The 13,591-nt window shown below is 67.5% G+C and carries 14 protein-coding genes and 1 tRNA gene; 7 read left to right on the forward strand and 8 right to left on the reverse strand.

Features of this window, described 5'->3' with window-relative positions; all coding sequences use genetic code 11:
* Window position 1: 1 nt before the first annotated feature.
* Window positions 2-952, forward strand: a complete 951-nt coding sequence (gene ispH, locus FOF45_RS12790; protein ID WP_158985452.1) for a 4-hydroxy-3-methylbut-2-enyl diphosphate reductase — start codon at window positions 2-4, stop codon at window positions 950-952.
* Window positions 953-1,021: 69 nt separating this feature from the next.
* Here the strand turns inward: ispH and FOF45_RS12795 are convergent, their stop codons facing one another.
* The gene (locus tag FOF45_RS12795; protein WP_158985454.1) at window positions 1,022-1,498 is read right to left on the reverse strand and encodes a hypothetical protein; all 477 of its coding nucleotides are present in this window, start codon (window positions 1,496-1,498) and stop codon (window positions 1,022-1,024) included.
* Between the two features lie 191 nt (window positions 1,499-1,689).
* Between FOF45_RS12795 and FOF45_RS12800 the strand changes: the two genes are divergently transcribed.
* The 3 genes from FOF45_RS12800 to radA all read left to right on the forward strand — a co-directional run bounded on the left by FOF45_RS12800 (window position 1,690) and on the right by radA (window position 3,855).
* Window positions 1,690-1,765, forward strand: a tRNA-Thr gene (locus tag FOF45_RS12800).
* A gap of 301 nt (window positions 1,766-2,066) precedes the next feature.
* Entirely contained in the window at window positions 2,067-2,354 is a 288-nt protein-coding gene (locus tag FOF45_RS12805) for a hypothetical protein (RefSeq protein ID WP_158985456.1), read from the forward strand.
* A gap of 97 nt (window positions 2,355-2,451) precedes the next feature.
* The gene (radA, locus tag FOF45_RS12810) at window positions 2,452-3,855 is read left to right on the forward strand and encodes a DNA repair protein RadA (protein WP_158985458.1); all 1,404 of its coding nucleotides are present in this window, start codon (window positions 2,452-2,454) and stop codon (window positions 3,853-3,855) included.
* A 1-nt stretch (window position 3,856) separates the two neighbouring features.
* Here radA and FOF45_RS12815 read toward each other — a convergent pair whose 3' ends face one another.
* The 7 genes from FOF45_RS12815 to FOF45_RS12845 all read right to left on the reverse strand — a co-directional run bounded on the left by FOF45_RS12815 (window position 3,857) and on the right by FOF45_RS12845 (window position 11,069).
* Window positions 3,857-4,303: a hypothetical protein gene (locus FOF45_RS12815; protein ID WP_158985460.1), complete on the reverse strand. Its 447-nt coding sequence runs from the start codon at window positions 4,301-4,303 to the stop codon at window positions 3,857-3,859.
* Between the two features lie 50 nt (window positions 4,304-4,353).
* The gene (purU, locus tag FOF45_RS12820) at window positions 4,354-5,205 is read right to left on the reverse strand and encodes a formyltetrahydrofolate deformylase (protein WP_158985462.1); all 852 of its coding nucleotides are present in this window, start codon (window positions 5,203-5,205) and stop codon (window positions 4,354-4,356) included.
* A gap of 123 nt (window positions 5,206-5,328) precedes the next feature.
* The gene (locus tag FOF45_RS12825) at window positions 5,329-6,927 is read right to left on the reverse strand and encodes a DHA2 family efflux MFS transporter permease subunit (RefSeq protein WP_158985464.1); all 1,599 of its coding nucleotides are present in this window, start codon (window positions 6,925-6,927) and stop codon (window positions 5,329-5,331) included.
* 142 nt (window positions 6,928-7,069) lie between these two features.
* A complete protein-coding gene (locus FOF45_RS12830) occupies window positions 7,070-8,260 on the reverse strand; it encodes an HlyD/EmrA/EmrK family protein (RefSeq protein WP_158985466.1) in 1,191 nt (396 codons plus the stop codon).
* Window positions 8,257-9,741 (reverse strand): efflux transporter outer membrane subunit, encoded by a 1,485-nt coding sequence (locus FOF45_RS12835; protein WP_158985467.1) that lies wholly within the window; start codon window positions 9,739-9,741, stop codon window positions 8,257-8,259. The genes FOF45_RS12830 and FOF45_RS12835 overlap by 4 nt, the downstream gene beginning before the upstream one ends.
* Before the next feature lie 2 nt (window positions 9,742-9,743).
* Entirely contained in the window at window positions 9,744-10,196 is a 453-nt protein-coding gene (locus FOF45_RS12840; RefSeq protein WP_158985468.1) for a MarR family winged helix-turn-helix transcriptional regulator, read from the reverse strand.
* Between the two features lie 90 nt (window positions 10,197-10,286).
* Window positions 10,287-11,069 carry a cytochrome C assembly family protein gene (locus FOF45_RS12845; protein ID WP_158985469.1) on the reverse strand — a complete coding sequence of 261 codons (783 nt, stop codon included), beginning with the start codon at window positions 11,067-11,069 and terminating at the stop codon, window positions 10,287-10,289.
* 117 nt (window positions 11,070-11,186) lie between these two features.
* Between FOF45_RS12845 and ffh the strand changes: the two genes are divergently transcribed.
* The 3 genes from ffh to rimM all read left to right on the forward strand — a co-directional run bounded on the left by ffh (window position 11,187) and on the right by rimM (window position 13,580).
* Entirely contained in the window at window positions 11,187-12,554 is a 1,368-nt protein-coding gene (ffh, locus tag FOF45_RS12850; RefSeq protein ID WP_158985470.1) for a signal recognition particle protein, read from the forward strand.
* Between the two features lie 193 nt (window positions 12,555-12,747).
* Entirely contained in the window at window positions 12,748-13,005 is a 258-nt protein-coding gene (rpsP, locus tag FOF45_RS12855; RefSeq protein ID WP_158985471.1) for a 30S ribosomal protein S16, read from the forward strand.
* A gap of 35 nt (window positions 13,006-13,040) precedes the next feature.
* The gene (rimM, locus tag FOF45_RS12860; RefSeq protein ID WP_158985472.1) at window positions 13,041-13,580 is read left to right on the forward strand and encodes a ribosome maturation factor RimM; all 540 of its coding nucleotides are present in this window, start codon (window positions 13,041-13,043) and stop codon (window positions 13,578-13,580) included.
* The last annotated feature ends 11 nt before the right edge of the window (window positions 13,581-13,591 follow it).

The raw sequence follows: 13,591 nt of genomic DNA on the forward strand, positions 1-13,591 counted from the left end.
CATGGACATCCTGCTCGCCAATCCCCGTGGTTTCTGTGCCGGCGTCGATCGCGCGATCGAGATCGTCAAGCGCGCCATCGAAACCCTCGGCGCGCCCATCTACGTGCGCCACGAAGTCGTGCACAACCGCTTCGTGGTCGACGACCTCAAGCATCGCGGCGCGATCTTCGTCGAGGAACTCGACGAAGTGCCCGATGGCGCGACGGTGATCTTCAGCGCGCATGGCGTGTCCAAGGCCGTGCGCGACGAAGCCGAGCGGCGCGGGTTGAAGGTGTTCGATGCGACCTGCCCGCTGGTGACGAAGGTGCATCTGGAAGTCTCGCGCCATTGCCGCGCCGGCCGCGACGTTGTGCTGATCGGCCACGAAGGCCATCCCGAGGTCGAGGGCACGATGGGCCAGTGGCGCCGCGAAGCGGGCTCCGGCCGGATCTACCTCGTCGAGGACAACGACGACGTCGCCGCGCTGCAGATCGACCAGCCCGAGAACGTCGCCTACACGACCCAGACCACGCTGTCGGTGGACGACACGCGCGGCGTGATCGAAGCGCTGCGCGCGAAGTTCCCGGCGATCCAGGGCCCGAAGAACGACGACATCTGCTACGCCACGCAGAACCGCCAGGACGCCGTGCGCGAACTGGCCGCGCAATGCGACCTGGTGTTGGTGGTCGGTTCGGTGAACAGCTCCAACTCCAACCGCCTGCGTGAACTCGCCGAGCGCGAGGGCGTGGAGGCCTATCTCATCGACGGCGCGGTCGAGATCAACCCCGCATGGGTGCAGGGTCGCAAGCGGATCGGCGTGACCGCCGGTGCGTCCGCGCCTGAAGTGCTGGTACGTGGCGTGATCGAGCGCCTGCACGAACTCGGTGCCGGGCACGTGGGCGAGCTGTCCGGCGAACCCGAGGACATGGTGTTCGCGCTGCCGAAGGAACTGCGGCTGCGCCTGGTCGACTGACCGTTCCGCTGGCGCATCATGCGCAAGCGACGCGGGATTCCCGATGGAACCCCGCGCGCGACACTCGCATCAGTTGTTGCAGAACCCGCCGTTGAAGCCGTCCTGGCAGGTCGTCGTGCTCCGCACGGCGCCATCCGCCTTCTGCTTCTCCGCGCGCCGCTGCGCGACGGTCTTGCACACGCGCTCCGGACGGTTGCTGCCGAGCGGCTTTTCCCGCACGCAGACCATGCGCTCGTCCTCGGCCTTGTTCACGATCGCTTCGATCGCTTCCAGCGCGTTGAACGCGGCCAGCTTGTCGTTCTCCGGCAGGTTCGCCGTGCTGTCGACGCCTTGCAGGAGGCGAGTCACGGTGTCCTGGTGGTTGAACAGCACCGCGCGCTGTGCCTCGTTCATATCCTTGTAACGGCCCTTGCCGGCGAGCGCTTCGGCACGGATTTCCGCCTGCTGCGCCAGGATCGTCTTGGCGTCTTCGGTGGGTTTCACATCGCTGGAGAATGCCGGCAACGAGGCCAGCAGAAGGACAGCAAAAAGCACGGCACTGCGCATTTGATATCTCCCTGGGTGCGGATGGGGGCGGCCCCGGTATTCCCCGCGGGGCCTGGCGGCCGTTGATGAATGGCGCGCGCGTCATGGAGGGTAAGGGGCGTCGGCGCATAGGGCAAATCGCAACGCCAGATTCGGCAAAGTCCTGCATCGATTGACCGGTTCTCCCGGTCGCCCTACAATCTCGTCCCTTCGCCGGAATAGCTCAGTTGGTAGAGCGGCGCATTCGTAATGCGTAGGTCGTAGGTTCGATTCCTATTTCCGGCACCAGTTTTCTTTGAAGGCCCGCGAAAGCGGGTCTTTTTTTGCGCCTTCGCCGGGTCTGCGGGGGCCTTGATCGCCCTGTCGGTCGCGCGTCGTGCGGATGTTCCAACCGGGTCAGACCTGTCCCTGTCAGTTTTGCGTGCGCAAAGGGCGGAAGAGGGGCTACGCGACCGCCACGCATAACGTCGCCAGAAACACCCGCACTGAATATTTCATTCAGATGCAATCAGGCGTTCACCGTTCTTTAGCGGATGGATCGCCAACATGCCCGCCAGTTTTCCGTAGGGGTATCGACAAGGTGTTGACCATGCGAGTGGACGTCTTCGTGGTGGGGAAGGAAGAGGGTTTCGTGGTTGCGCCGAGCGGCGCACCTTTGCCGGATGAGGAAATGGGCGTGCTGGGCGACGTGCGGTTCGGCTGGACGGTCGACAGCGAAGTCGTCGTGCCGCGCCTGGACTGGCAGGGCATCGCCAAGGACATCGACGCTCGCGGCTATAGCATCGTTCCGCAGAACGATGTCAGCGGACTGCTCGGCGTGCCGGAGCAGGAGCTGCGCGCGTTCTATCCGGAATTCCACCTGCCCAACGCAGCCTGAGGGCTCGCGACCGGAGCAGCGGCGTCGCCCGCTGCTCGGTCTCGCACCGTGCGACGCCGGCCGGGTACAGTGCGGCATCGTTTCCGCGCCCGCCTCCATGTCCAAGCTCGCCAGCAAGACCGCCACCAAGGCCCGCACCGCCTACGTCTGCTCCGAATGCGGGGCCGATCACAACAAGTGGCAAGGGCAGTGCGCCGAATGCGGGGCCTGGAACACCCTGAGCGAGTTCGTCGTCGAGCCGGCCGCGAAGGGCGCCAGCGTTGCGGCGAGCCGTCGTGGCAGCTGGGCGGGCAAGGCCGACGCGCCGGCCGTCACCGCGCTCAAGGACGTGCGCCATACCGAGGAAGATCGCGTCAGCACCGGCATCGGCGAGTTCGACCGCGTGCTCGGCGGTGGCCTCGTGCACGGCTCGGTGGTGCTGGTCGGCGGCGATCCTGGCATCGGTAAATCCACGTTGTTGCTGCAGGCCATCAGCAGGATGGCGGGCACGCTGCCCGGGCTGTACGTCACTGGCGAGGAATCGCTGGCGCAGGTCGCCGGTCGCGCCTCGCGCCTGGGCGTTCCCGTCGATGGTGTCCACGCGCTCGCCGAAACCGGCGTGGAACGCGTGCTGGAACACGCCGCGAAGATGCGTCCCGGCCTGATCGTCGCCGACTCCATCCAGACGCTGTGGACGGAAGAACTCAGCGCCGCGCCGGGCTCGGTGAGCCAGGTGCGCGAGAGTGCCGCGCGACTGGTGCGCTACGCCAAGGAAACCGGCACCGCGGTGTTCCTGGTCGGCCACGTCACCAAGGAAGGCGGCATCGCCGGCCCGCGTGTGCTCGAACACATGGTCGATGCCGTGCTGTATTTCGAAGGCGAGAGCGGCAGCCGCTTCCGCGTGCTGCGCGCGTTCAAGAACCGCTTCGGCGCGGTCAACGAACTGGGCGTGTTCGCGATGGGCGAAAAGGGCCTGCGCGAAGTGCCGAATCCTTCGGCGATCTTCCTGTCCGGAAGCGAGCGCCCGCAGCCGGGCAGCTGCGTGATGGTCACGCGCGAAGGCACGCGTCCGCTGCTGGTGGAAGTGCAGGCGCTGGTCGATGCCTCGCCGCTCTCGAATCCGCGCCGCGTCGCGGTCGGCATGGAAAGCAACCGCCTCGCGATGCTGCTGGCCGTGCTGCATCGACACGGCGGCATCGGCGTTGGCGACCAGGACGTGTTCGTCAACGTGGTCGGCGGCATCCGCGTGCAGGAAACGGCGGCGGACCTGCCGGTGCTGCTGGCGGTGCTGTCGTCGCTGCGCGATCGTCCGCTGGCGGAGCAGACCGTGGCCTTCGGTGAGGTCGGACTCTCGGGCGAGATCCGTCCCGTGCCGAACGGCGAGGAGCGTTTGAAGGAAGCCGCCACGCACGGTTTCAAGCGCGCGATCGTGCCGAAGTCGAACGCGCCCAAGAGCGGGCGCGTCGGCGACATGGAGGTGATCGCGGTGGAGCGATTGGCGGACGCGCTGGAGCGCGCCTGACTCAAGCTTCGATCGCCTCGCCAAACGCGAGCATCTCCGCGCGCCGGTCGCCTTCGAGCGCGGTGCGCATGTGCGATTCGTCGAGCTCACGCACGTTCCAGCGTGGCGAGGGCGAGCGCGATTCCATGTCGACCCGACACACCGCGAGGAAGTAGCTCGGTCCCGGGCCACTCGCGTACCACAGCGAATCCCAGCCTTCCGGTCCTCCGCGCGGATGCAGCTCGGGCGATGCCTCGTCGAGCCGGTAGGCGATCTTCACCACGGTCAGCGTATCGCCGCTGACGCGGCCGACGGGTGTGTCGAAGAGCAGCGCGTCGAAGCCCTGCTGCAACCGCGTTGCGGTCTCCTGCGTGGTCAGGCGATGCCAGAGCACCACCCATCCCGCCACGGCCGTCGAGACGACGACCATGCCCAGCCAGATCAGTGGAATCCAGCGCGCCGCGGTCATGGCGCGAGCGTACGCTTGGCTGCGTGTCGATCGCGACAACGCGCGTTCATTCACACCGCGAACACCACCGTGCGGTGTCCGTTGAGCAGGATGCGGTCGTCGAGCCAGTAGCGCAGTGCCTGCGCGAGTACGCGGCGCTCGATGTCGCGGCCGATGCGGATCAGGTCGGCGGGCGTGTCGTGGTGGCTCACACGCTGCGTGTCCTGCTCGATGATCGGGCCTTCGTCGAGGTCGGCGGTGACGAAATGCGCGGTCGCGCCGATCAGCTTGACCCCGCGTGCGTGCGCCTGGTGGTACGGACGCGCGCCCTTGAAGCCGGGCAGGAACGAGTGGTGGATGTTGATGCAGCGTCCGGCGAGCTTCGTCGAAAGCTCCTTCGACAGCACCTGCATGTAGCGCGCGAGCACGACCAGCTCGGTGCCGGTGTGCTCGATCAGCGACCACAGTTGTGCTTCCTGCCCGACCTTGTCGCCTTTCTCGACAGGCAGGTGGTGGAACGGGATGCCGTCGAAGTCGAGATGCCGGTACGTTTCGCGCGGATGGTTGGCGACCACGGCGGTGATCTCCATCGGCAGCTCGCCGATGCGCCAGCGGTACAACACGTCGGCAAGACAATGATCGAACTTCGACGCCAGCAGCATGACCCGCCGCGGCGTACCGCGATCGCGCAGCGCCCAGCGCATGCGGAACGCCTTGGCGAGCCGGTCGAACTCGTTGTGTGCGTCGGCATGGGACTCCGGCGCCAGTGCGAACACGGTCCGCATGAAGAAGCGGTCCGTTTCCAGATCGTTGTACTGCTGCGCTTCGAGGATGTTGCCGTCGTAGCGCAGCAAGTGCCCGGTCACCGCGTTGACGATGCCGGGCCGATCGGGGCAGGAGAGGGTGAGGACGTAGTGGTTCATCGCGACGGGCGTGGCCGGATGATGTCTACAACGCGTTCTGTCCCGGGATGCGGCCCAGGGAGCGTGCTCGCCATCCCCGCGTGTGCGGGGACGGTGGATGCAGCTTCGGGGCTTGCTACGCGCTCAATGTCCGCCCGCTGCCGCCGCGCCGCCGCCCATCTTCGCCGCGAACGGCGGCCGGGCGAACCACACGAACACGATCACCACCAGGAACAGGATGCCGAGCAGGTGGAAGATCTCGTTGAAGCCGATCTGCGCCGCCTGCTGCGAGATCACCTGATTGAGCATCACCGCGCCACGTTGCAGGTCGCCCTGGCCGAGTGCGGCCACGGTCTGCTGCATGCTGGGATCGTACGCGCTGATGTTTTCGGTCAGGCGCGCGTGGTGCACCGTGGTGCGCTGGTTCCAGGCCCACGTCGTCAGCGACGCGGCGAAGCTGCCGCCGAGCGTGCGCACGAAGGTCGCCAGGCCCGAACCCGCGGCGATCTCGTGCGGTTCCAGGTCCGACAGCAGGATCGTCAGCACCGGCATGAAGAACAACGCCACGCCCAGTCCCTGCCACAGCTGCACTTCGGCCACGCGCTGGAAATCCACGTCGAGGTTGAAGCCGGAACGGTAGAAGCTGGTGCTCGCCATCACCACGAAGGCGAAGGTCGCCAGCATGCGCAGATCGAACTTCGAGGCGTACTTGCCCACCAGCGGCGTGAGCAGCACCGGCAGGATGCCGATGGGCGCGCTGGCGAAGCCGGCCCAGATCGGCGTGTAGCCGAGGTTGCGTTGCAGCCACAACGGCACCAGCAGGCCCACGCTGAAGAACGCCGAGTACGCCATCACCATCGCCAGCGTGCCGCTGGCGAAATTACGGTGGCGGAACAGGCGCAGGTTGACGATCGGGTCCTTCTCGGTGAGTTCCCAGATCACGAACACCGCCAGCGCGATCACCGCGACAACGGTCAGCCACACGATCTTGGTCGAGTTGAACCAGTCCTCGTCGTTGCCCAGGTCGAGCATGATCTGCAGCGCGCCCACGCCCAGCACCAGCGTCGCCAGGCCGATGTAGTCCATCTTCGGCTTCTCCAGCCGCTCTGGTCGGCCCTTGAGTTGCCGTCCGACCACGATGCTGGAGAAGATGCCGATGGGCACGTTGATGAAGAAGATCCACTCCCAGCTGTAGTTGTCGGTGATCCAGCCACCGAGGATGGGGCCGGCGATGGGCGCGACGACCGTCACCATCGCCAGCAGCGCGATGGCCTGCCCGCGTTTGTGCGGTGGATAGATCGAGATCAGCAGTGCCTGCGTGACCGGATACATCGGTCCGCACACGAAACCCTGCAGCGCGCGCGCGGCGACCAGCAGGCCCATGCTGTTGGCCAGGCCGCACAGCAGCGAGGCGATGACGAAGGCGAGCGTCGCCCAGGTGAACAGCGTGCGTTCGCCGAAGCGACGGGTAAGGAAGCCCGTCAGCGGCAGCGCGATCGCGTTGCTCACCGCGAAGGAGGTGATGACCCACGTCGCCTGGTTGGCGCTGGCGCCGAGGTTGCCGGAGATGGTCGGCAACGACACGTTGGCGATGGTGGTGTCGAGCACCTGCATGAACGACGCCAGCGCAAGGCCTATCGTCGTCAATGCCATGTTCGGTGGACGGAACGCCGCCTGCGGCTTCGGCTCCGGCGTGACCGGCAGTCCGAATTCCTCTTCCTGTTGCGCGATGGTGTTCGACATGGGGACTTGGAAACGCGGACGGACGCCGCCTGGAAGAGAGAGCCGTCATTCCCGCGCGAGCGGGACTCCTGCGCCTTGGGGGAGGGAAGTCGCTGGATCCCCGCGCGTGCGGGGATGACGGCAAAGAGAGAAAACGGGCGTATCAGCCGTGGCGCGTGCCGGGCAGGTTTTCGCGGATGACCTTGTCGATCAGCGCGTTCGCATCGGCGAGCTGCTTCTCGTACGCGGCGGTGGCGAACAGCGGTTTGTCGTCCTTGCGCGCGGCGGCGAGCACCGGGCCGGCCTGGTCGCGGATGGCGACGTCGGCGTGCATCGACAGACCCAGGCGCAGCGGGTGTTCGGCCAGCTGCTTCGGCTCAATCTCGATGCGCACCGGCACGCGCTGCACGATCTTGATCCAGTTGCCGCTGGCGTTCTGCGCCGGCAGCAGCGAGAACGCGCTGCCCGTGCCCATGCCGAGGCTGGCGACCTTGCCGTCGTATTCGACATCACCGCCGTACAGATCGGCGTGCACCTTCACCGGCTGGCCGATGCGCATCTTCGCCAACTGCGTTTCCTTGAAGTTCGCTTCGATCCACAGCTGTTCCAGCGGGACGATGGTCATCAGGTTGGCGCCCGGCTGCACACGCTGGCCGAGCTGCACCTGGCGCTTGGCGATGTAACCCGACACCGGTGCGACGATCGCGGTGCGCTGCAGGTTGAGATAGGCCTGGCGCACCTGCGAGGCGGCGGCTTCGACCTGCGGCTGGTTGCTCACCGTGGTCGCATCGACCAGCGCGCGGTTGCGCGACAGGTTACCGCTGGACGCGCGCAGGCCGGCTTCGAGCACGGCCAGTTCGTTGCGCGCATGCGCGAGTTCTTCCGCCGACACCGCGCCGTTGCCGACGAGTCCTTCGCGACGCTTGAGGTCGGCACGTGCACGCGCGACCTGCGCTTCGCGCGCGGAAAGGTCGGCCGCACCGGCATCGACCGCGTCGTACAGGCCGCGCACCTGGCGCACGGTGTTGGCGAGGTTGGCGACGGCCTGGTCGTAGGCCACGCGCGCGTCGTTCGGATCGAGGTGGACCAGCGGCTGGCCGGCTTCGACCTTCATGCCGTCGTCGGCGTCGATGCTGACCACCGTGCCCATCGTCTGCGGCACGATGCTGACGACGTTGCCCTGCACGTAGGCGTCGTCGGTGTCTTCGTGGAAGCGCGCGACGAGCAGGTACCACGCGGCCCAGCTCAGGCCGCCCACGGCGACCACGGCGGCGAGGATCGACAGCGCCTTCTTGCGCTTGCCGTTGGTCTGCGGCGCGGCCGCCTTGGCGTTGGGATTGGGTTCGGTGGTCATGGCGTGGCGGCCTTGGCGATGTTTTCGGAATTCGGAGCGTTGAGGACCAGACCGCCGCCGAGCGCGCGGTCGAGGTCGATGGAAGCGGCGAGTCGCTGCGCGCGCAGCACGGTGAGCTGGCGATCGAGTTCGAGCAGCGGACGCTGCGCGGCGAGCACGTCGAGCTGCGTGCCGAGGCCTGCGCGATAACGCGAAGTCGCGATGTCCCATGCGCTCTGCGCGGCGTCGCGTGCCTGCGTGGCGGAGACCATCTGGCCGTCGAGCGAACGCGCGGTGTGCAGTGCGTCGGCGACTTCGCGCAGGGCACCGACCAGCGACTGGTTGTAGGTCGCGACGGCGAGATCGTAGTCGGCGTCGCTCTTCATCAGCTGGTTGCGCAGGTGACCGCCGTCGAAGATCGGCAGGCTGATCGCCGGGCCGCCCTGCAACAGCAGCGCTTCGCTGCTGAACAGATCACCGAGGCTGCCCGCGGCGAGACCCGCCATCGCGCTGAGGTTGATGGTCGGATAGAACGCCGCCTTGCTCGCCTTGATGCCGTGCTGCGCGGCTTCCACGCGCCAGCGCGCGGCGACCACGTCGGGACGATGTCCGAGCAGTTCGCTCGGCAGCACCGACGGCACCTGCGGCGTCGGCGCGTCGAGCACGGCCGGGCGCGCGATGTCGCGACCGCGATCAGGGCCCTTGCCGAGCAGCGCGGCGATCGCGTTGCGCGTGGTCTCGACTTCGTGCTCGCTCGCCTGCATCTGCTGTTCGGCACTGGCGACTGAGGCTTCCGCATTGCGGATCTGCAGCTGGTTGTCGAGGCCGGCGGCGACGCGCTGGCGACCGAGGTCGAGCAACTGCTTGGCGCGCTCGTGGTCGGCCTTGGCGACATCGTTCGCGGCGAAGGCCTGTGCGAGTGCGACGTAGGCGCGCGCGATGTTCGACGACAGCGTCAGGCGTGCGGCCTGCGCATCGACTTCCGCAGCGCGGGCCTGGCCGACGGCGGCCTGCCAGCGTGCTTTCTCGCCGCCCCACAGATCAAAGGTGTACTTGAAGTTGAGGCTCAGCAGTCCGATGCCCTGGTACGAACCGCCGAACGGATCGGGTGCGACGGTCTCGGGGATCTGCACGCCGGAGTACTGCGCGCTTGCGCCGAGCGTCGGCTTGCGCGCGGCATCGGCCAGTCCGGACTGCGCGATCGCCTGGCGCACGCGCGCGTCGGCGGCGTCGAGGCTCGGCGTGCCCTGCAGCGCTTCGGCGATAAGCGCATCGAGCTGCGCATCACCGAGCGTCTTCCACCAGTCCTGCGACGGGAAGGCCGCGTCGGACGCGGCGCCTGCGGACAGGCTGCGTTGCGCCTGCAGGCTGTCGGCCTCGAGTGGCCGGCCTTCGGGCGCCAGACCGCGCGAGCTGGCGCAGGCGGTGAGGATCAGTGCCGCCGCCAGCGCGGAGAGCACGGGCTTCAGCCCGCTGTGCGGGCCGGTGATGGTGTGGGACATGATCAGGCGTCGGTAAAGGAAAGGTTGTCGCGCACCTGCTCGAGCAGGCGCGTGAGTTGATCGCGTTCGGCATCGCTCATGCCGTGCATCGCGCGCTCGCGCACACGCTGCCCGCACTGGTTGACGTCCTGCCACATCGCCACGCCGGCATCCGTGAGGTGGATGTTCAGCGCGCGACGATCGGCGGGATCGGCGACGCGTGCGACCAGACCGCGCGCTTCGAGCTTGTCGAGCAGGCGGGTCATCGCACCGGGGTTCAGTTCGGCCGCGCGGGCGAGATCGGTGACGCCGTGCGGGCCGTCGGAGAGCTTCTTCAGCGCGATGTACTGGCTGAAGGTCAGCTCGTGGCCGGCATCGGCGAGCTCGCGCTCCATGCGCGCCCACATGGCGTCGCGGACCTGCCGGAACAGGAGGCCGAGGGTGGAACCGCTACAGGCGGGGCGGGGGAGGCTCATGGGGGCGAAATATTCTTCGCCCGGACAATATTTGTCAAGGCAAATATTGTTGCGGCAACGGATGCCCGCGAAGCGCGGGCTGAATGGCGGTCAGGTGCGGCCCAGGACCAGCTCGAGCACGGCCCGGCTGCCGAAGAAGGCCAGCATCAGGAAGGCCATCGCCGTGAGCGTCCAGCGGACCGCGGTGGCGCCACGCCAGCCGTAGCGCCAGCGGCCGAGCAGCAGGCCGCCGAACAGCAGCCACGACAGCACGCTCAGGACGGTCTTGTGGACCAGGTGCTGGGCGAACAGGTTCTCGACGAACAGCACGCCGGTCAGCAGCGTGCCGGTCAGCAGCGCGAAACCGACGCCGATCGTCCGGAACATCAGCGTTTCGAGTTCGACCAGCGGCGGCAGAGCGCGCAGCCAGCGGTGGAACTCGCGACGGCGCAGGGCGCGTTCCTGCAGCCACAGCATCACCGCCAGCAGCGCGGCGATGGCCAGGGTCGCATAGGCGAGCAGGGCCATCCACGCGTGCAGCTGCAGGCGCCAGTCGAGCTGATCCCCCGGCACGTGCCCGTGCTGGTGATAGCCCGACAGGGTCAGCGCCGCCAGCGGGAAGACCACCACGCCCAGGGCGGGCATGCGTCCGCCGGCGCCCACGAAGGTGGTGAGCGTCGCCATGCCGAGGCCGACCAGCGACATCGCCGCGAAGAAGTGCATCTCGGCGCCGCCGGTTTCGTTCCATCCCATCAGGTGTGCCGCCGCGTGCATCAGCACCGCAGCCGCTGCCGGCAACAGCCAGGCCCGCGAAATGCGCTGGCGCTGCACGTCGGTGACGAGCAGCGCGGCTGCGACCAGATACAGGACGACGGCGATGAGAACGATTGTCATCAGGGCAGTGTCGCACAGCGGCGAGACGAACCGCAGGGGCGCACGACACGGACGCGGTCATGGGGGCGGGGCTATACTTCGCGCCCCGTTTTCCGCTTCCCCTCCAGGTCGCACCGCATGTTCGAATCCCTGACCCAGCGCCTCTCCGGCACCATCGAGCGCCTGCGCGGCCGCGGTCGCCTGACCGAGGAGAACATCCGCGAGTCGCTGCGCGAGGTGCGCATCGCGCTGCTCGAGGCCGACGTCGCCCTGCCGGTGGTGCAGGCGCTGATCGAGCGCATCAAGGTGCGCGCGGTCGGCCAGGAAGTGCTGAAGTCGCTGACCCCGGGCCAGGCGCTGATCAAGGTCGTGCGCGACGAGATGACGGCGGTGATGGGCTCGCAGGCCGCCGACCTCAACCTCAACGTGCCGGCGCCGGCGGTGATCCTGATGGCCGGCCTGCAGGGCGCGGGCAAGACCACCACGGTCGCCAAGCTCGCCAAGCACCTGAAGGAAAAGCGCAAGAAGAAGGTGATGGTGGTGTCGGCCGACGTCTATCGTCCGGCCGCGATCGAACAGCTGAAGACGCTGGCGCAGCAGGTCGACGTGCTGTTCTTCCCGTCCAGCGCCGACCAGAAGCCGGAGGACATCGTCCGCGCCGCGATCGACGACGCCCGCAAGTCGTTCGTCGACGTGCTGCTGGTCGACACCGCCGGCCGCACCAGCATCGACGAAGCGATGATGGCCGAGATCAAGGCGTTGCACGCGGCGGTGAAGCCGGTGGAGACGCTGTTCGTGGTCGATTCGATGACCGGCCAGGACGCCGCCGTCACCGCCAAGCACTTCGGTGAGGCGCTGCCGCTGACCGGCGTGGTGCTCACCAAGACCGATGGCGACGCGCGTGGCGGCGCAGCGCTGAGCGTGCGCTACATCACCCAGCGCCCGATCAAGTTCATCGGCGTGGGCGAGAAGCCCGACGGCCTCGACGTGTTCCACCCGGACCGCATCGCCAGCCGCATCCTCGACATGGGCGACGTGCTGTCGCTGGTCGAGCAGGTCGAGCAGCAGGTCGACAAGGACAAGGCGCAGAAGCTCGCCGAGAAGGTCGCCAAGGGCAAGAAGTTCGACCTCAACGACATGAAGGACCAGCTCGAGCAGATGCAGAACATGGGCGGCCTGCACGGCCTCATGGACAAGCTGCCGGGCATGGGCCAGATCCCGGACACGGTGAAGAACCAGGTCACGGGCAAGGAAGTGCCGCGCATGGTCGCCATCATCAATTCGATGACGAAGAAGGAGCGCCGCAATCCGGGGCTGCTGAACGGCTCGCGCCGCGCCCGCATCGCCAAGGGCGCCGGCCTGACTCCGGCCGACGTCAACAAGCTGATGAAGCAGTACCAGCAGATGGAAAAGATGATGTCCAAGCTGTCCGGCGGCGGCCTCAAGGGCCTGATGCGCGGGATGAAGGGCATGATGGGCGCGCGGGGCGGTATGCCGTTCCGCTGACGGCCCTCTCCAGACGGCTCCAGCCTCTCCCTTCTCCCCTCGCGGGAGAAGGTGCCCCGAAGGGGTGGAAGAGGGGGCGCCGGCCCCGTCTGAACATGGCGCATTACGGGGTTTCCCCACCCCGATCAATGGCTTATACTTGCCGGCTTACCCTGCCATCCCGGCAGCTGGGCAACACAGGAAACACCGAACCATGGTCAAGATTCGTCTGGCTCGCGGCGGCGCCAAGAAGCGTCCGTTCTACCACGTCATCGTCACCGACAGCCGCAACGCCCGTGACGGCCGCAACATCGAGCGCGTGGGCTACTACAACCCGGTCGCCCAGGGCGCCGAGAAGCGCGTCGAGCTCGACGTCGAGCGCGTCCAGCACTGGATCAAGAACGGCGCACAGCTGACCGACAAGGTCGCCGTGATCTACAAGGAAGCGGCCAAGGCCGCGACCGCCGCCTGATCCGCGGGCCGCGCCCTGTGCGCGGCCACGATCACATGACGGGCGACTCCACGGAGCGCACCGGATCCCGAGAGCGCCGGATCCTGCTAGGCAGGATTTCCGGCGCTTTTGGCATCAAGGGCGAAGCCAAACTCGAGTCCTGGACGGAACCGCGCAGCGCGATCTTCCGCTACCAGCCCTGGATCCTGCGCGACGCGCAGGGCAACGAGCGCGAAGTGCGCGGCGTGCGCGGCAAGGAAAGCGGCAAGTACACCGTTGCGACCTTCCCGGACGTCACCGACCGCGACGCCATCGAGGCGATGCGCGGCACCGAGATCTATGCCCCGCGTTCGGCGCTGCCGCCGCCGAGCGAAGGCGAGTACTACTGGGTCGACCTGGAAGGCCTGCGCGTCGTCACCGTCGACGGCACGCCTCTGGGCACGGTGTCGCATCTGTTCGCGACCGGCGCCAACGACGTCCTCGTCGCCCGCGACGACGAACGCGAGCGCATGATTCCGTTCGTCCAGCCGCAGTACGTCGTGTCCGTCGATTTCGACGGCGGCGTGGTGACGGTGGACTGGGATCCGGACTTCTGATTTCCCGTTTC

Origin of the sequence: Lysobacter panacisoli, assembly GCF_009765165.1 — a bacterium.
Classification (GTDB): Bacteria; Pseudomonadota; Gammaproteobacteria; order Xanthomonadales; family Xanthomonadaceae; genus Lysobacter_J; species Lysobacter_J panacisoli.